Here is a 17,275-nt window from a genome sequence, read left to right as displayed (position 1 = left end):
AACCGTGGCAAAAAAAAACCGCCAGTTTTTGGCTGGCGGTTTCTTGGGTGTTCAGGTGACTTTGCGTCTTTCAGGCCGAACCCAGTCCTTCCGCCAGTGATCTCGGAAAGTAGTAGTAGGACCAGAACCAATAGCGACGCGCGCAGGTCATGAGGCCTTGATAGCACAGCTCGCCGGCCGGAGGCAATTTTGGCGGGTTCGGGGGCTGTCAGAAGGCTGTGAGCAGCGAGCGATGAGCTATAGCTCATAGCTCATAGCTCACAGCTCCTCCTAACCTCTCCAGCCTGCGCCCAACACGTTCGGCCAACCCGCACGGCGCGACGCCGTGACACACCAGCGCACGTTCCCTACGCTCCCGTCTCGCCCTTCCGGAGACCCGCCATGCTTCGACTGACCGCCGCTCTGATCACCTGCTGCCTGTTCTCATCCGCGTTCTCCGCCAACCTGCCCGCCGATCTCGCCAAGGCGGTGCACGACTACGATGAAGCCCAGGTCAACGGCAACCGGGCCGAGCTGGAACGACTGATCGCCGACGACTACGCGCTCGTGAACAGCAGCGGCACGGTTCAGGACAAGGCCGGTCTCATCGCGGACTACACGACACCGGGCTACAAGATCGAGCCGTTCAAAATCCTGGAACCCGTCGAGAAAATCTGGAGCGATGGCGCCGTGCTGGGCGGACTCGTCCATCTCAAAGGCGTGAGCGGCGGCAAACCATTCGCGGTGACACTGCGCTTCGCGGACATCTGGGCGAAACGTAACGGCCGCTGGCAGGTCGTCTATTGCCACGTCTCGCTACCACAGACGTAAGAGGAAGATTCTCCACGGGGCACACGGGGATCACGGGGTAAGCAACCCTGAAGGCGAACTTGCTGCCATCACGCAGGACTTCCACACGTCAAGGCAACCTCCTGACAGAACGATCTCTTGTCTTCCCCCGTGCTCCCCGTGTCCCCCGTGGAGAATCCTCTCTTCTCCGCCTCTTCAAACCCGCACGCCGATCGGCAAGCTGCGAATCCGTCTGCCAGTCGCAGCGAACAACGCGTTTGTCAGCGCAGGTGCCGCCGTGGGAATCCCCATCTCTCCCGCGCCTGACGGATCGCGATCGCTGTCGATGATCTCGACTTCGACCGCGGGGGCATCGGCGATTCGCAGCAATGGATAATCATTGAAGTTGGATTGCTTCACGCGGCCGGCTTCGATGGTGATCTCGAGCTGTCGGGCGGTGCTGATGCCGTCGATCGTTCCACCTTGCATCTGCGCTTCCAGGCCGAGCCGATTGATCGGGCGGCCGACGTCGACAGCGCACACACATCGGTCGATGCGATAGCTGCCGTCCTTCGCGACGCGCACCTGCATCGCGTGGGCAGCGTAACCACCGAAAGTGAAATGACCTGCGATGCCCAGGCCGCTGCCCGGCGGCATCGCGCTGCCCCAGCCGATGCGTTCGGCCGCACGCTTCAGCACCGTTGCGAGGCGCCCGGGATTGAACACAGGTCCACCGTGCTGCTCGTAAGGCAGATCTTTCGGTTCACCCAGCAGTGCGAGCCGCAACGCGAGCGGATCCTTCTTCGTCGCGCTCGCGATCTCGTCCAGAAAGCTTTGCACGACGAACGCATTCGCCGTATGTGCTGGCGCGCGCCACGAACCGCGAGTGATACCGGACTGCACTTCGAACCATTCCATCCGCAGGTTCGGCACGAGCCGCGCGGGAAAATCATCGGGATAGAGTTCGGCCGTCCACATGTCCTCCGGCTTCACATCGGCGCGCCGGTAGTACTTCGATGCGCTCGCGAGCCGGTGAGCCCAACCGCTCACATCGCCTCGATCATCCAGAGTCGCGATCACCTGATGATGTCCGAACGGGCGGTAGAAGTCGTGACGAAGATCGTCGTCGCGTGTCCACAGCAGCTTGATCGGTCGGCCAGTGGTCTTGGAGAGCTGCACGGCTTCTGCGACGAAGTCATTGCTCAGTCGTCGGCCGAAGCCGCCGCCCACGCGCGTCATGCGCACTTCGATCTTCGAACGATCGATCCCGGTGATCTGCGACGCGACACGCGAAGCGCCACCCGGCATCTGCATTGGCGCGATGATCAGCACGCTGTCCCTGCGCACATCCGCGCACGCATTCTGCGGTTCCATCGGACAATGCGACACGAAGGGTACGCGATATATCGCTTGGATCACTCGTGAAGCCGACTTGCGTGCAGCGTCGAAATCTCCGTCGTTGCGCACCCGGCGACCTTCACCCTCGAGCAGCTTTGTGCATTGAGCATCCAGCGCTGCGGACGACTCACCCGCGAAGGGGCCCGGCGTCCACTCGATCTTAAGTGCCTCGCGACCCCTGAGTGCTGCCCATGTGTTGTCCGCGAGCACAGCCACACCCGCGGCAAGGTTCGCTGTGATGGGCTGACCTTGCTTCGGTCCCGCGAGAACGACAACGTCGCGCACGCCCGGGATCTTCTTCGCCTGCGTCGCATCGAACGAAACGAGTTCGCCATCGAACGTTGGGCAACGCGCAACAACCGCCACGAGGGCACCAGGCAAGTTCGCATCGATGCCGTACTGCGCACGGCCCGTAACGATGTCACCTGCATCGACCACCCGCTGCCGGGTTCCGATAATCGAATACTCACGCGAGTCCTTCAGCTTCAGCGACTCCGTCGCCAGGGGAAGCGCTGCCGCTTCCGCCGCGACTTCCCCGTAACCCAGCCGCCGCCCGTCGGGATGAATCACGAATCCAGAACTCGTCCGCAATCCTGTTGCATCTGTCTGCCAGCGCACTGCTGCTGCCTGCAGCAGAACATGCCGTACTTGCGCGCCTGCCTGACGCAGATCTCCCCACGCATCTGGAATGCTCGTGCTGCCGCCGGCGCCTTGCGGGCCGTACTTCCACGTGAATGTTCCATCGTCCTTCTTGAGAATACCCAGCGGCAATTGCTCGACCCTTACGCGAGCCCAGTCAGCGTCCATCTCGTCGGCGAGGATCATCGGCAACGATGTCTTCACGCCCTGACCGATCTCGGGCGCCCGCGATCCGATGACGATCGAACCATCCGGCTCGATCCTGACGAGCGTGCCGATCGCATGCCCGCCCGGTGTCGCTGTCGCGACCGCTTCGGTGGATATGAAATGACTCAACAGCAGCCCGCCGCTGGCGCTGAGTGAGAGTTTCATGAAGCCCCGGCGAGTGAGCGTCGAGGCGCTGCGCTCTTCATCAGCGACAGGATTCATCGGAGTGTCCTTCGCGTGTCCCGCATGGCGGATGCGCTTCATCCTAACCCCGATGAGCAGGCGCCGATCGCGCACCACCCGCGTCTCGTCGTGCACCGCACTCGTATCGGCGCATGGTCGCAGCGCGCGCTCGCGAAAATAGTGTTTGGCGATCCGCGACGCGATCGCCACAATGCCTCGCCACTGACTCGCCGCTCCGGGGGATCGACAGCCAATGACGAACGCGCCGGCAACTTCGGACGCTTCCGGAGTGCAGAATTTTCATGCGAGTGACGGCTATCGCTGGTACGTGGTCTGGCTGCTGTTCCTGGTTTACGTGCTCAACTTCGTGGATCGCCAGATCCTCACCATCCTCATGGAGCCCATTCGTGAGGAATTCCACTTCACCGACACGCAACTGGGATTGCTGAGCGGTCTCGCGTTCGCGGTTCTCTACTCGACACTCGGCATTCCGATCGCACGCTTCGCCGACCGCAGCAATCGCGTCAACATCATTTCGATCTCGCTCTTCGTCTGGAGCCTGTTCACCGTCATCACGGGACGCGCTCAATCGTTCACGCAGTTGCTGCTCGCGCGCGTCGCCGTCGGCATCGGCGAGGCGGGCTGCACGCCGCCGGCCTACTCGATCATCAGCGATTACTTCGAACGCAAGCGCCGCACCACGGCCATCGCGATCTACACGATGGGCATCTACGGCGGCGTATTCGTCGGCTTCATCGTCGGTGCACTCGTTGCGCAGGAGTACGGCTGGCGCATGGCCTTCTATGTCGTGGGCGCTCCCGGCATCGTGCTCGCGATCATCGTGAAGCTCACGCTTCGCGAGCCGCCTCGCGGCTACGCCGAAGGCATGACTGTCGCGCCTGTACCGCCGCCCTTTCTCGATGTGCTGCGCTCGGTGCTGTCGAAGCCCACGTTCTGGCATCTTGCGCTCGCCGCATCGCTCCATGCGTTCGTCGGATATGGCGTCAACGGCTTCCATCCGTCGTTCCTGATCCGTACTCATGGATTGACGGTCGCGGAAGCAGGCGTCGTTCTCGCAATCGTGTCCGCCGTATCCGGCATCGGCGGCACGTGGTTTGGCGGCTACCTCGCAGACAGACTTTCGAACTCGCGAGGCGACGTCCGCTGGCAGTTGTGGACACCGGGCATCGCGACGCTGCTGAACGTGCCCGTGGCCATCCTCGCCTACACTTTGAGCGACAAGAACATGGTCATCGCGACGATGTTCATCGGTCTGGTTTTCGGCGTGATGTATCTCGGCCCTTCCTACGCAACGATGCAGCGGCTGGTAACAGTGCGCGAACGCGCTGTCGGTTCGTCGCTCCTGCTGCTGATCGTGAATCTCGTCGGCCTCGGGCTCGGTCCGTGGCTCGTGGGCATCGTGAGCGACATGATGAACAATCGCTTCCTCGCGGAAGGAGTCACAGCGGCGCTGGCAAAATCGCAGGGACTGCGCTGGGCGCTCATCATCATGGTCTGCATCAACGTCTGGTCGTTCGTGCACTACATGATCGCCGCACGGACGCTCGAACGGGACTCCGTACCCGACAGGACGTAGCAAAACACCTGCAGGCACAGCGGGAACCCGCACGCGGACTCACTCATTGTTGGATCAACTGATGAGCGAGGAATGACCGCCATGCGTATGTCATTGAACTGGTGGGTGGGTCCCATCGTTATTGCCCTTTCCGGTGTTACCGGATGCGCCACCACGGGCCCCAGCCTGTCTAGTTCGGCCGGACGGCTGGAAGACACGAGCTTCGCCATGGAGCGCAATGCGGACCAGAGCCGTGTGCGACAAGATGCGCGCGAACTGTCCGAGGAAGCTCGGGAATTCCGCCGCACACTGATGAGCAATCGAGCTGATCGCCGCGATGTGCGCGAAGAGTTCGACGATGTGTCGCGCAGCTATCACTCGCTTCGCGATGAGGTCGAGCGCGTCAGTGATCGCGAAACCGATCGGTATTTCGAGCCGGTGACGAATGCGTATCTCGACATCGAGCGCGAGATTGGACGCGGCGATGCGGCGAATCGGGATCGGTACGCGCGCGAGCGGTATTGAGACAGCCGTCATTCCCGCGAAAGCGGGAATCCATCTGGACGCGGACGACGGATGGACTCCCGCTTTCGCGGGAGTGACGGAAGCTCTTCGTGGGAGTACGGAGGTTCAGTCCACCGACTCCACAAACCCCGGCATCACACGCACCCGAGCCCGACGCTCGAACACTGCCCCCGCAGCGAGCAGCTCCGCTTCCGCCCACGGCGAACCGATGAATGAAATGCCGATCGGCAGTTGGCGCACTGTACCCATGGGCACAGTCAGATGCGGATACCCCGCGACAGCGGCGAACGTACTGAACGATCCTGGAAAGTGATCGCCGTTCACCAGATCGATTCGCCATGCCGCGCCCGCGGTCGGCGCCACCAGAAAATCCAGCTTCTGCCCCCGCAGCAATCCATCGAGTCCTTCGGTGGCCAACCGTTTCGATGCCGCCAGTGCCTCGCGATACACGGCGGGGTCTTGTTCCGCGGCCGCCTCTGATCTTTCAAACAGCTCCTGCCCGAACAGCGCAAGCTCCCGCGGATTCGTTCGATTGAACTGGATCAACTGCGCCAGGTCGCGAACCTTCACCGCGGGCGCCGTGGTTGCCAGGTAACGATTGAGATCGACGCGAAACTCCGTGATGAACACGACGCCTTCCGCGGACTCGATGGGATCTTCGTCGGGAAGCTCTACTTCGATGAGCGTGGCGCCCGCGTCGCGCAGGTGCGCGAGAGCCTGATCGTAGGTCACCTCGATCCGAGGCCAGCGACCCTTGCGAAATCGCAGTACACCGATTCGCTTGCCAGCGAGGCTCGTGACGGTTGTCGCGGCGACATAGTCGGAAACACGGCATCGCGATTCACGCGCTCTGCACGCTTCCTGGCTGTCCACCATCGCCGCCAGCATGAGCGCCGCATCCGCAACAGATCGCGTCATCGGACCCGGAGCATCCTGGCTGTGAGCGATGGGCACGATGCGTTCGCCAGAGAGCAGTCCCAACGTCGGCTTCAATCCAACGATGCCGTTCATCGCCGCCGGACACACGATCGATCCGTCTGTTTCCGTGCCGACGCTCGCCATGGCAAGACCTGCTGCAACTGCAACGGCGCTGCCCGAACTCGATCCGCACGCAGACCGATCGAGCACGTGCGGATTCTTCGTCAGGCCGCCGACGGCGCTCCAGCCACTGATCGAGGGAGTCGAACGAAAATTCGCCCACTCACTGAGGTTCGTCTTGCCAAGAATGACTGCTCCAGCGGCGCGCAGGCTGGCAACGACCGGCGCATCTCGTCCAGTGACATTGTCGATGAGCGCGAGCGAGCCTGCCGTCGTCGGCAGCGGGTCGAGCGACTCGATATTGTCCTTGAGGAGAATCGGAATGCCATGAAGCGGACCGCGCGGACCTTTCTCGTTGCGCTCCCGATCGAGCTGCCGCGCCTGCTCCATCGCCCGCGGATTGAGCGCGAGCACGGATTTCAGTTGTGGCCCGCGGCGATCGATCGCGTCGATGCGGGAGGTGAATTCGCGAACCAGGGCGGCGGAAGAAGTACGTCCCTTCGCCAGCTCCTGCTGCAACTCAGCGATCGATCTCTCGCCCGAACCGGCGGCGAAGGTATGCGTGGCGCAGAGCAACGAGGCAAGGAGTAGTAGAGCGGGTCTCATCTGGCGTTCGTCACTGGCTCACCGCTCTTCCATGAATTCGGAGGGGACCTCATCACCCTGGGTCGACTCAAAGGGCGCTTGCCCTGCCTCGAAGCGCTCCCTGCTGGCCGGCTCGGTCATCGCCGCGGTCAGCGCGACATTCAGCTCGTACGCCGTTACATCGAAGCCGGCATCTTCCATCGCACGCGCGAAGGCTTCCACGTGCGCTCCACCGGCCTGATACACGAGTGGCGCGAACTCCGGGTCGATATCGAGATTGTCGGGCTCTTCGTACGATTTCTGGCATCCCGCCGCGTCGGTCGCATGGTAGTTGCGACAGGTCTGCGGTCGAACGGGGTAGATCGAGCATCGGCCTTCGACGAGGAACGGACATCTGACCGTTCGCTTCATGCGCTCGAGATCGTCCAGCGGCGCGACCTCCAGACTGTTCTTCGCAATCTCCTGCCGCACGCGCTCCTGCTCGGCAAGCGAGAAATGCTCGCGCACGTAGTCGAGGATCCGGAAGGCCTCGACGGCCCGAACGTCGACGGAGAAGTGACAGCACCACGAGCAGCCGGCCTTGCATGCGAGCGCCGGCGCGTCCGCGGCTGATGCGAGCCGTTCGTCGTGCCGCTGCTGGGACTGCGCGAACGCCGCCGCAATGCCCAGCGAGGCGATTTCCTGGCGAGCCTGCCCATATTCCCGCGAAGTCAGCCGGCGCACGGCTACGAAGTCGATTTCGATTTCCATCGCTACTCATTCCATCGCCACTCAGCGAATCTGTCGTTCAACGGGTCCTGACCGGCTCCCGCAGGTAGCGTGCGATGGTGTTCGCCAGTTCCTCGATGGTGTCCGGCTTGAGAATGAGGTCGCGCACGCCGATCTCGCGGGTCACTGCCACGTCGGTGGCGCGAACGTAGCCTGTCGTGATCACTACTGGCAAATCCCGACGGATGGCCATGACTTCGCGCGCCACATCGATGCCGCTCATGCCGGGCATGTTCATGTCGGTGAGCACGAGGTCGAACTGAGCCGCGTCCTGCTTCACCAGTTCCACCGCTGCCCGGGCATCCGTCATGCCCGTGCAGCGATAGCCGTTGCGTTCGAGAATCCGCGTCACCAGCACGACGAGCGATTCTTCGTCATCGACGTACAGGATGTGCTGGTTGCTGCCGCGGGATGAGCTGGCTTCGGCCGCACTCGACGCGGAAATGGGCTGATCGCTCGCCGGCAGGTAGATGAGGAAACTGGTCCCCACGCCGGGCGGACTCACGACGCTGATGGCGCCCTTGTGACTCTGGATGATTCCGTGAACCACGGCGAGCCCCAGGCCGCTGCCCTCACCCGCCGGCTTCGTCGTGAAGAACGGCTCGAAAATACGGTCGATGATGTCGGCGGGAATACCGCCGCCGTTGTCCCTGACTTCGATGCGAACGTACACGGCCGCGCCGTCCAGTGCTGCGCGCGATTGTCGCCGCGCTTCTTCCGCTGTCAGCGTGCTGACAAGAATGTGGATCTCACCACGGCCGGTTGCCATCGACTGCCACGCGTTCGTGCACAGGTTCACGAGGACCTGGTGCAGTTGCGTGGCGTCACCCATCACGGGCGGTGTGTCGACAGGGACGGATGAATGCAGCACCACACCCGCCGGCAACGCGGGACGCAGCAGTTGCTGAACTTCCTCTATCAACGGCGCCAGCTCGAGCGGCGATCGTGGCGCTTCCTGCTGGCGACTGAAGGCCATCAACCGCTTGACCAGATCGCGTGCGCGATTCGTCGCGTTTCGGATCTCATGCGCACTCTGCCTTGCCGGATGCCCCTTCGGCAGATCGTCCATTACGAGGCGGATGTTGCCGACGATCGAACTCAGGATGTTGTTGAAGTCGTGCGCGATGCCGCCGGTCAGCGTTCCTATCGCTTCCAGTCGCTGCGACTGTCGGAGCGCGGTCTCGAGGCTCATGCGCTCGCGCTCTGCCTGCCGGCGCGCCGTGATGTCGCGAATCGTGACCTGCAGCATCGTCTCGCCGTCGATGGCGAATGGGACGCTGCGCACCTCCACTTCGACGACGCTGCCGTCGAGTCGGAACAGCCGCTCTTCGAAGGGAGGCAGGATGACCTGCTCCGCTTCCATGCGCCGGATGCGCTCGCGCGCCTGCTCCTTGTAGTCGGGGTGAACCAGCTCGTCGGCACCGCGGCCCACGAGCTCTTCGGCGTTTCGGCCCCGGAACAGATCGACGGCAGCCCGATTCACGAAGATGACGCGTTGCTGCTTGACCAGCAGGATGGCGTCGGGACTGTTCTCGATCAGCACGCGATAGCGCGCTTCACTCTGGGCAGTGCGCTGTTCGCTGCGGCGACGCTCCCGCATCTCCGACAACAGATCCTGCGACATGCTCTCCGCACGCAGCCGATTCCGGGTGATGAAGTACATCGCCACCGTTCCGAGCAGTGTCGCGGCAAGCCCGGCCGCGAACAGAAGCCAGAACGGAACTGGCGGCTTCTGTCCGGCGTAGTTACCGGCGGTGCGGAAACGCAGCAGGAAATTGCGATCGGCGATCGCGATCTTGCCGGCCCATTCGAGCTCCCCGGATCCCGTCATGAGAAAGAATTCGTCGCGCGGATCGTCCGCGAGCTGGCTGCCCTCGGTCGATTCGAAGAGCGTCATCTCCACGCCCATGTTGCGCGCGAAGGTCTCGATCTCGTCCGTCATTTCTTCGAGCACGAACCGCAGGCGCACATACCCACTCACCGGCGTCTCCGCCGCGGCTGCCGCCGTCGTCGGCGCAGGACCGACATAGACGGGCAGGTAGACGTGCACATAGCGGAAGACCGACTGCTCCGGCGAGACTTGCGCGGGAACGATCAACGCCTTTGCAGTTGCGCTTTCGCGCGCGGCCTTGAGTGCCGCAGCGACAACCGGCAGCTGCAATGTATCGAGTCCGAGCGGCGCGTCGTCGCCGGCCTGCGTGTAGAGCAAGGGCAGGTACTCCGACCGCATTGCTGCCGGACCGACCGTGCCATCGCCTTTCGGATCGAGGATCGTGAACGACCTCCCGAGCGTCTCCGAGTAGCGGGCTTCGAATTGCGCGCGGTCCGCTCCGGTCACGTAGCGCAGATAACCCAGCGAGCGCAGGTATCGATGCCTTCTGCCGGCATCGTTGGTGAACCGGGAAAATTCCTGCGGGCTGACGTATTCGCTGCTGTCGAAGAGCGCACGCACACCGTAAAGCGCTTCGATGTGCGCATCGATCGCCTTGCTGAGCGATTGCTGGCGCTCTTCGCTCCAGGCTTCGAACTGTCCGCGCGCCTCATCCATCTGCGCACGGTAGTAGAGCTGGGTCACGAGCAACGTCGACCCGAGTCCGGCAACCAGCACCGCCATGCTGGAGCCGATGCGCTGCCACACCCCGTGTTCACGGCGTGTCTCGCCGGCGCCCCCTACCTGCGATTCCTGCGCCAATCCTGCTCCTTCCCGGTGAGCGGCCCGCCGACATTGCTGTTATCGATCAGGCTACGCGGACTTAGTCTTGTATTGGTTGTGCCGGGCTTCGGCAAGCCCGGACCGCGTCGATTCTTGTATCGCTGCGCGGCACGCATGGGAAGCCCGTCGGGCAGGTTTGCGTTTGATACCTATCCGCCGGCCGGTGGCGCGGGCCGACGGGCGCGGACGATAATCGGCCGACCTGTCGAAACGATACCTGCGGCCCCGCGCCGGCGGGTACTCTGTGGTGCTGCCGACATGAATACTTCGAGGAACGCCGCCATGCGGTTCACTGCCATCATCGCCACCCTGGCCGCGGCCCTGACCCTGACCGCCTGCGGCACCAATCCCGTGACGGGCAAGAAGGAGATCCAGTTCGTCTCCGAGGCGCAGGAGCTGCAGATCGGCGCCAAGAATTACGAGCCCACCCGACAGAGCGAAGGCGGAGATCTGACGGTCGATCCCGAGCTCACCGCTTATGTCAGCGGCGTCGGCCAGAAGCTGGCCGCCGTCGCCGATCGCAAGCTTCCGTACGAGTTCGTCGTGCTGAACAACTCCGTTCCCAACGCATGGGCCTTGCCGGGCGGAAAGATCGCGGTCAATCGCGGGCTGCTCACGGAATTGAAGGATGAATCCGAGCTCGCAGCGGTACTGGGACACGAGATCGTGCACGCCGCCGCGCGACATGGCGCAAAGGCTCAGGAACGCGGAACGATCGCGCAGGTCGGCATGGCTGTTGCGCAGGTTGGTGCTGCCGTAAGTGGTGTCGACGCGAATCTGGCCGGTCTCGTCATTCAGGGCGCCGGCGTCGGCGCACAGATGATCCAGATGAAGTACGGTCGCGACCAGGAACTGGAATCCGATCAGTACGGCATGAAGTACATGAAGGCGGTCGGCTACGATCCCTGGGGCGCCGTCACCCTGCAGGAAACATTCGTTCGTCTTTCACAAGCCGGTGGAGCGAAGGAAGCGAGCTGGATGGAAGGGCTCTTCGCCTCGCACCCGCCATCAGTCGAACGAGTCGAGCGCAACAAGGCCACCGCTCAGCAACTGGGCCGCGGCGGCGAAGTGGGCGCTGACCGGTTCGCGGCCGCCACGAAACAACTGCGCGAAATGAAGCCCGCGTACGACAAGTACGATCAGGCCGTTGCCGCTGCGCGCAACAAGGATCTCGCCACTGCCAAGTCGCTCGCGGGTGAAGCCGCCAAGGCGGTGCCTCGCGAAGGACGCTTCCAGGAATTCCTCGGTGAGATCGCGCTGGCCGAAAAGAATCCTCAGGCAGCGATTCCGTACTACCAGAAGGCGATGCAGCTCAACCCAAACTACTTCGGCTCGTATCTCGGCGGGGGCGTCGCGCAAGCACAGGCCGGCGACAAGGCGAAAGCCGAAGAGTGGCTGACGAAGAGCGCACAACTCCTGCCCACAGCTCCGGCTGCTTACTACCTCGGCAACATCGCGCGCGACAAAGGCGACACCGCGAAAGCACAGCAGTATTACCAGGCCGCCGCAGGCTCCAGCAGCGCGATTGGCAAAGCCGCTGCCGCTGAGTACATGAAGATGGACCTGCCGCAGAACCCCGGCAACTATGTCGCCGCCGCGGGTCAACTCGATGCGCAAGGCCGCGTGATCGTGGTCGTACAGAACCGCTCACCGGTTCCCCTCAACGGCATTCAGGTCACACCGGTCCTCGTCGATTCATCGGGTCGCATCCTGCAACAGGGCAATCCGGTCGTGATCAGCGCGGTCGTGAAGCCCGGCGAACAAGCCGCCGCTGCAACGGGCCTCGGCAATCTGCCTCAGGAACAATTGCAGGCACTGCGCTTCAGGGTCGATGGGGCGAAGATGGCGCAGTGAGCGCACGAGGAATTTCACACGGAGTTCACGGAGACCACGGAGAAGGAGAAAGCGACAAGCTTCCCGTCTTCGCGAAGGTCGGCTGCAGACCCATCGTCCTCGGGTCTCTATACTCCGTGCCCTCCGTGAACTCCGTGTGAAACCTCCTTCCTGAATGCGCTCCATCGCCGCCACCCGCTACGTCACGCCGCTTCGCGAAGGTGGCTCGCTGCCCGCCATCGTCGAAGGCGATGACGATGGCATGTACGTCCTGAAGTTTCGGGGTGCGGGACAAGGTCCGAGAGCTTTGATCGCAGAGCTGTTGGGAGGTGAGCTCGCGCGCGCTGCCGGGTTGCCTGTGCCCGAGATCGTCTTCATCACGCTCGAAGCGGATCTTGCGCGCACGGAACCCGACCCGGAGATCCAGGCGCTGATCCAGGCGAGTGCCGGGCTCAATCTCGCGCTCGACTATCTGCCTGGGTCGATCATGTTCGATCCCGTCGTCACGCGGCCTGATGCCCTGCTCGCATCGCGCATCGTCTGGTTCGACGCATTCATCACGAACGTCGACCGCACGGCGCGCAACACGAACATGCTGATGTGGCATCGACAGCTCTGGCTGATCGATCACGGCGCTGCTCTCTACTTCCATCATTCGTGGGATGGCTGGCGCGAGCGAACGGGCGACAGGTTCCCGATGGTGAAGAGCCACGTCCTGCTGCCGTTCGCAAGCAAACTGCGCGAAGCGGCGGAGCAGATGACTGCGTACCTCACTCCGGAAATCGTCCGGGAGAAAGTGGCATTGATTCCGGACGCCTGGCTGACAGGCGACGGGCCTTTCGCTTCGCCGCAGCAATATCGCTCCGCCTACGCGGAGTATCTGACCCAACGATTGCAGGCGCCGCAGGCGTTCCTCGAGGAGGCAATCCGTGCGCTGTCCGTATGACTACGCGATCGTGCGCGTCGTGCCGCGGGTCGAACGCCAGGAGTTCATCAACGCCGGTGCGATCGTTTCGTGCCAGACGCGGGACTTCCTCGAAGCACGCATCGAGCTGGACGAGGCACGGCTGCTGGCGCTCGCGCCCGACATCGATCTGCAGATGGTGCGCGACAACCTGGCGAGCATTCCGCTGATCTGTCTCGGCGGTGTGCAGGCAGGGACGATCGGTCAGTTGTCGCAGCGCGAGCGGTTCCATTGGCTGGTCGCGCCGCGGAGCACCATCATCCAGACATCGGCGGTCCACACCGGACGCTGCGACGATCCCGCAGCGGCGCTGCAGCATCTGATGACGACGATGGTGCGGATGCCCGTCAGGTGATCCGGTGACCGCGGGGTCCGGTGATCCGGTCAGACGACCCGCGCCTTTCAAGCCGGCTTCTCTTACGTGATCGCCTCATCACCGGATCACGGGATCACACCTCTCCTTGGCACACCTCCTGCAGCAATCTATGCGACTCGTCGCCCACGCGCTCGCCTCCGCAGCGCGCGACGAGGTTTGTTCCGGGTAACTTCAGGAGTCGAATGTGAAAGTCGGTGCACAGACGCTGATGGTCTGGCTGCTTTTGAGCGCGGGAATGGTTCACGCAGCTACAGACCGCTCGCTCGAGCCGCCCATCGTGCCGGCGCCGGCCGTCATCGAAATGACAGGCGGCACGTTTACGGTCGACAAGGAAACGCAGATCGTCATCGCAAACGATCCGCGCGCCCTCGCCATCGCGCACTACTTTGGTGAACAGCTGTTCCGCATCCGCGAATTTCGCCCCGCAATAGTTCAGGTCGAAAATCCGGCCGCGGTGCGAAAAGTGATCCGGTTCACACTTCAGCAAACTCAATCCTCGCCGGATCCGGAGAGCTACGAGCTCGAAATCTCGAGCCAGGGCGTGCAGGTCGCGGCCCGCGACATGCGCGGTCTCTTCTACGGTGCGACTACGCTGTGGCAGATCCTTGCTGCGGACACTGCTGCAGCGGATGAGATCCGACTCCCTGCGCTGCGCATCAGCGACACGCCGCGACTGCGCTGGCGCGGGCTGATGCTCGATTCGGCGAATCGGTTCCAATCGGTCGCCTTCATCAAGCGCTTCATCGACACGATGGCGCTGCACAAACTCAACGTGCTGCATTGGCACCTGGCCGACGATGGCGCGTGGCGAATCGAGAGCCGCAAGTATCCGAAGCTGGCGACGAATCAGGGCGGCGCCTACAGCCAGCGCGAGATCAGTGAGATCGTCGCGTATGCAGCGGAGCGCAACGTCACGATCGTGCCCGGCATCTCGCTGCCAGCTCACGCTGGAGCGATGATCGCCGCATATCCGCATCTCGGCGCAGCGCGTCCCGCCGCGGACGAAACGCGATTGCTCAACGTCCAGGAAACGACGTTCGCCTTCATCGGCGATGTGCTGGGTGAAATCGCGCAGCTCTTTCCGAGCGACTACATCCATGTCGGCAGCGGACAGTACCCTCTGCAGCAGTGGGAAAGCTCCGCCGACGTCCAGGCCCGCATGCGCGAGCTCGGCGTCGTCAACGCACAGCAACTGCAGGCGTATTTCATGCAACGCGTCACCGCACTCGGCCGCGAACAACGCCGGCGAATCATCGGCTGGGACCAGTACTCGAACACCGGGACACCGCAGCAGACGATCGCAATGACGTCGCGCGGCCTCGATGGCGCATTGGGACTTTCCGCCTCGGGCTATGACGTCGTCACCTCGGCGGACGCACTGGACTTCTCGCGACCCCAGACGTCCGTGCTGGCCAACGAGCCTCCGGGCAACGGTTCGGTCATGCGCATCGAAGATGTCTATGCATTCGATCCCGCGCCGAGCGCACTCGGCGCCGAGGACCTGGGTCATCTCATGGGTGTCGAGGCGACTATCTGGACTCATCGCGCTCGCAGCGAAGCTGACGTCGAGCTGCTGGCGTTTCCCAGAGCGGCTGCGCTTGCTGAAATCGCCTGGACGCCGAGCTCGCGCCAGCGCTGGTCGAGCTTCGCCGGCGCTTTGCCCGTACCGTTGAAGCGCTACGCCAAACTCGGCGTTCAGTACAGCGACGCGGCGTATCGCGTCGCTGTTACGCTGCATCCGACCGCGGATTCTCCACAACGCGTACGAGTCGAGCTGTCCCGTCAGGTTCCCGCGGGTGAAATCCGCTACACCACGAATGGCACTGAGCCGACAGCGCGCTCACCCGTCTACAAGGATGTGCTCAACGTTTCCGCGCCGACGACGGTGAAGGCCGCGAGCTTCCTCAACAACGAGCCGCTCTCCTCGGCGGTGACCTTCGACGTCACGTCCGGCACGATCCAGTCGGCACGCGCGACGAACTGAACGATCTCCAACGCGGCAGCGTCGCCATCTCACGACGTATCAGCGCACGCAGCGGGCAGAAATGACCGCTGTGCGCGCTCGTTCGTCGCTCGACGGAACACTCACGTCGATTCAGGGATTGGCGATGGTAGATGCGCACCTGCGCATCCGATCTCACTGCCCCCGAGGAGAACGCCATGACGTTGATCATCCGTACCGCTTGCGCCGCATTGACCGCCGGCACCCTGCTGGCCATCGCACCTTCATTGCGTGCTCAAACGCCGGACCAAGCACCGCCGCCCGCTGAAATGCCGGTGCCCCAGACCGATTCCGCGCCTTCCGCCGCCATCGCCGAGGAAAAGGTGGACCAGTTCGCCGCCGCCTTCGTCGAAGTCCAGAAGATCCAGGCCCAGGCCACGCAGCAACTCACCAGCACCACGGATGAACAGCAAGCGACGGCCGTGAAGGCCACCGCTGAGAAAAAGATGATCGAAGCAGTGGAGCGGGAAGGATTGCAGGTCGAGGAATTCAACCGCATCGCTGATCTGATTACGACGGACATGTCGCTCAGGGCACGCGTGGTGGAGAAGGTGCAGAAGAGAGCGAAGGGCTAGGAGGGAAAGCCGCTGATTTACGTCACTCCCGCGTGCGCGGGAGTGACGAACCGCTCAGTAGTGCGGCGGCCTCTCCTGCTCCGCCGTGTACTTCGTCGCCTCCTCCCTGGAGGCGTCCACTCGCTCCAGCAGTTCCTTGAAGTGCTGGCGCAGCGCATCGATTTCCTGCTGCTGGCGATAGATGACGTCGCTCAACTCCTGGTTGGCGCGTTCCAGGAAAGCGAGCTTGAGCTCCAGGCGTTCGACGACGTCATCGTTCATCCCGCGATCTTAGCCGATCGCGAATGGGCTCATTGCGATGGCAGCTCCTGGGTCGCGGCCGGCCCGCCGAACACATAGCCGGCGTGGCATGCCGAGCAGGCCAGGTACATGTCGCTGCCGGCGGTGAAGAGCGTGTCTGCGTCCTTCACTTCGGCCGCCCGGATGACGACCGTCGCGGTGTCGATGAGCGCCCGGCTCTTCTTGATCCAGTCGTCCTGGTTGACGGCCCGGCCCGGCATCATCAGCAGGTTGCCGGCCTCGGCGACGGTCGCGGCTGCGTTGCGGATGGCGGCCCATTCCTCATCGGTCTTGGGAGCGAAATCCTCGCGGCCGTTCTCGGTGATCACGGAGCCCACCGCACCCCACACCACGTCGGCACTCGGATCGATGATCCAGGCCATCAGCTGTTTCATGTCGGCAGTCGCGACGAAATGCGCCTCGCCCGAGGGCGGCGGCGCGGCAGCCGGAGCGGGTGCTTTGCCGCAGCCGGCGATACCCACGACGATCAGCGCCGTGCCGCTCAGGGAAATCAGGCGCGCTGTTCCACTCGGGCTCATCATTCGCATTCCAACCTCTCGATGGGACCGCTGGCGCGATCCGTTGACAAATTTTCGAAAACCCCCGACACGTCGATCCTTGACGCAACGCTCGCGCGGCGGGTGCAAGGAATCTAACCGGGAGTTACGCTGTGCGCACGTTACGTAGTGTTAGCTAAACGTTATAAAAAGCCGCTAACGCCATGACCATTCTTTACAGAAATGAACTCGCCTGTTGCCCTGAGTTCAGCCAAGTTACGCACCTCGTCAGGGCTCACGGCACGCATGGGAAGAACACCCATAAGTCCCTGAATTGCCCATAGAGTCT

14 protein-coding genes are annotated in these 17,275 nt (G+C 63.1%); 8 read left to right on the top strand and 6 right to left on the bottom strand.

The features are described 5' to 3' along the window. Window positions 1-381 precede the first annotated feature (381 nt). Window positions 382-810, top strand: coding sequence for a nuclear transport factor 2 family protein (locus HNQ60_RS21005; protein ID WP_184334740.1), 429 nt, complete (start codon window positions 382-384; stop codon window positions 808-810). Window positions 811-984: 174 nt separating this feature from the next. Here the strand turns inward: HNQ60_RS21005 and HNQ60_RS21000 are convergent, their stop codons facing one another. Further along, window positions 985-3,234 carry a xanthine dehydrogenase family protein molybdopterin-binding subunit gene (locus HNQ60_RS21000; RefSeq protein WP_184334739.1) on the bottom strand — a complete coding sequence of 750 codons (2,250 nt, stop codon included), beginning with the start codon at window positions 3,232-3,234 and terminating at the stop codon, window positions 985-987. Window positions 3,235-3,448: 214 nt separating this feature from the next. On the opposite strand from HNQ60_RS21000, the gene HNQ60_RS20995 reads away from it, so the two are divergent. Both HNQ60_RS20995 and HNQ60_RS20990 read left to right on the top strand, forming a co-directional pair. Further along, complete coding sequence (locus HNQ60_RS20995; RefSeq protein ID WP_184334738.1) at window positions 3,449-4,792, top strand: spinster family MFS transporter; 1,344 nt, start codon at window positions 3,449-3,451, stop codon at window positions 4,790-4,792. Between the two features lie 81 nt (window positions 4,793-4,873). Continuing rightward, window positions 4,874-5,296, top strand: coding sequence for a hypothetical protein (locus tag HNQ60_RS20990; RefSeq protein ID WP_184334737.1), 423 nt, complete (start codon window positions 4,874-4,876; stop codon window positions 5,294-5,296). A gap of 105 nt (window positions 5,297-5,401) precedes the next feature. Here the strand turns inward: HNQ60_RS20990 and HNQ60_RS20985 are convergent, their stop codons facing one another. The 3 genes from HNQ60_RS20985 to HNQ60_RS20975 are packed head-to-tail and all read right to left on the bottom strand — an operon-like array spanning window position 5,402 to window position 10,379. Beyond that, window positions 5,402-6,940, bottom strand: coding sequence for an amidase (locus tag HNQ60_RS20985; protein ID WP_184334736.1), 1,539 nt, complete (start codon window positions 6,938-6,940; stop codon window positions 5,402-5,404). Window positions 6,941-6,958: 18 nt separating this feature from the next. Next, on the bottom strand, window positions 6,959-7,669 hold the full coding sequence (locus tag HNQ60_RS20980) for a YkgJ family cysteine cluster protein (RefSeq protein WP_184334735.1): 711 nt from the start codon (window positions 7,667-7,669) through the stop codon (window positions 6,959-6,961). 37 nt (window positions 7,670-7,706) lie between these two features. Continuing rightward, the gene (locus HNQ60_RS20975) at window positions 7,707-10,379 is read right to left on the bottom strand and encodes an ATP-binding protein (protein ID WP_184334734.1); all 2,673 of its coding nucleotides are present in this window, start codon (window positions 10,377-10,379) and stop codon (window positions 7,707-7,709) included. A 279-nt stretch (window positions 10,380-10,658) separates the two neighbouring features. Between HNQ60_RS20975 and HNQ60_RS20970 the strand changes: the two genes are divergently transcribed. The 5 genes from HNQ60_RS20970 (at window position 10,659) to HNQ60_RS20950 (ending at window position 16,150) form a co-directional block, all read left to right on the top strand. Beyond that, entirely contained in the window at window positions 10,659-12,254 is a 1,596-nt protein-coding gene (locus HNQ60_RS20970; protein ID WP_221304351.1) for a M48 family metalloprotease, read from the top strand. Between the two features lie 154 nt (window positions 12,255-12,408). Further along, window positions 12,409-13,179, top strand: a complete 771-nt coding sequence (locus HNQ60_RS20965) for a HipA family kinase (RefSeq protein ID WP_184334733.1) — start codon at window positions 12,409-12,411, stop codon at window positions 13,177-13,179. Then, entirely contained in the window at window positions 13,163-13,552 is a 390-nt protein-coding gene (locus tag HNQ60_RS20960; protein WP_184334732.1) for a DUF3037 domain-containing protein, read from the top strand. The genes HNQ60_RS20965 and HNQ60_RS20960 overlap by 17 nt, the downstream gene beginning before the upstream one ends. A 205-nt stretch (window positions 13,553-13,757) precedes the next feature. After that, window positions 13,758-15,557 carry a beta-N-acetylhexosaminidase gene (locus tag HNQ60_RS20955; RefSeq protein WP_184334731.1) on the top strand — a complete coding sequence of 600 codons (1,800 nt, stop codon included), beginning with the start codon at window positions 13,758-13,760 and terminating at the stop codon, window positions 15,555-15,557. Between the two features lie 176 nt (window positions 15,558-15,733). Next, complete coding sequence (locus HNQ60_RS20950) at window positions 15,734-16,150, top strand: DUF4168 domain-containing protein (RefSeq protein ID WP_184334730.1); 417 nt, start codon at window positions 15,734-15,736, stop codon at window positions 16,148-16,150. A gap of 54 nt (window positions 16,151-16,204) precedes the next feature. Here HNQ60_RS20950 and HNQ60_RS20945 read toward each other — a convergent pair whose 3' ends face one another. Continuing rightward, the gene (locus HNQ60_RS20945) at window positions 16,205-16,411 is read right to left on the bottom strand and encodes a SlyX family protein (protein WP_184334729.1); all 207 of its coding nucleotides are present in this window, start codon (window positions 16,409-16,411) and stop codon (window positions 16,205-16,207) included. Between the two features lie 29 nt (window positions 16,412-16,440). Continuing rightward, window positions 16,441-16,971 carry a hypothetical protein gene (locus HNQ60_RS20940; protein WP_184334728.1) on the bottom strand — a complete coding sequence of 177 codons (531 nt, stop codon included), beginning with the start codon at window positions 16,969-16,971 and terminating at the stop codon, window positions 16,441-16,443. Window positions 16,972-17,275 lie beyond the last annotated feature (304 nt).

The organism is Povalibacter uvarum (assembly GCF_014202975.1).
Lineage (GTDB): Bacteria > Pseudomonadota > Gammaproteobacteria > Steroidobacterales > Steroidobacteraceae > Steroidobacter > Steroidobacter uvarum.
Note: the sequence above shows the minus strand (reverse complement) of the source record. Positions and strands in the feature narration are given on the sequence as shown.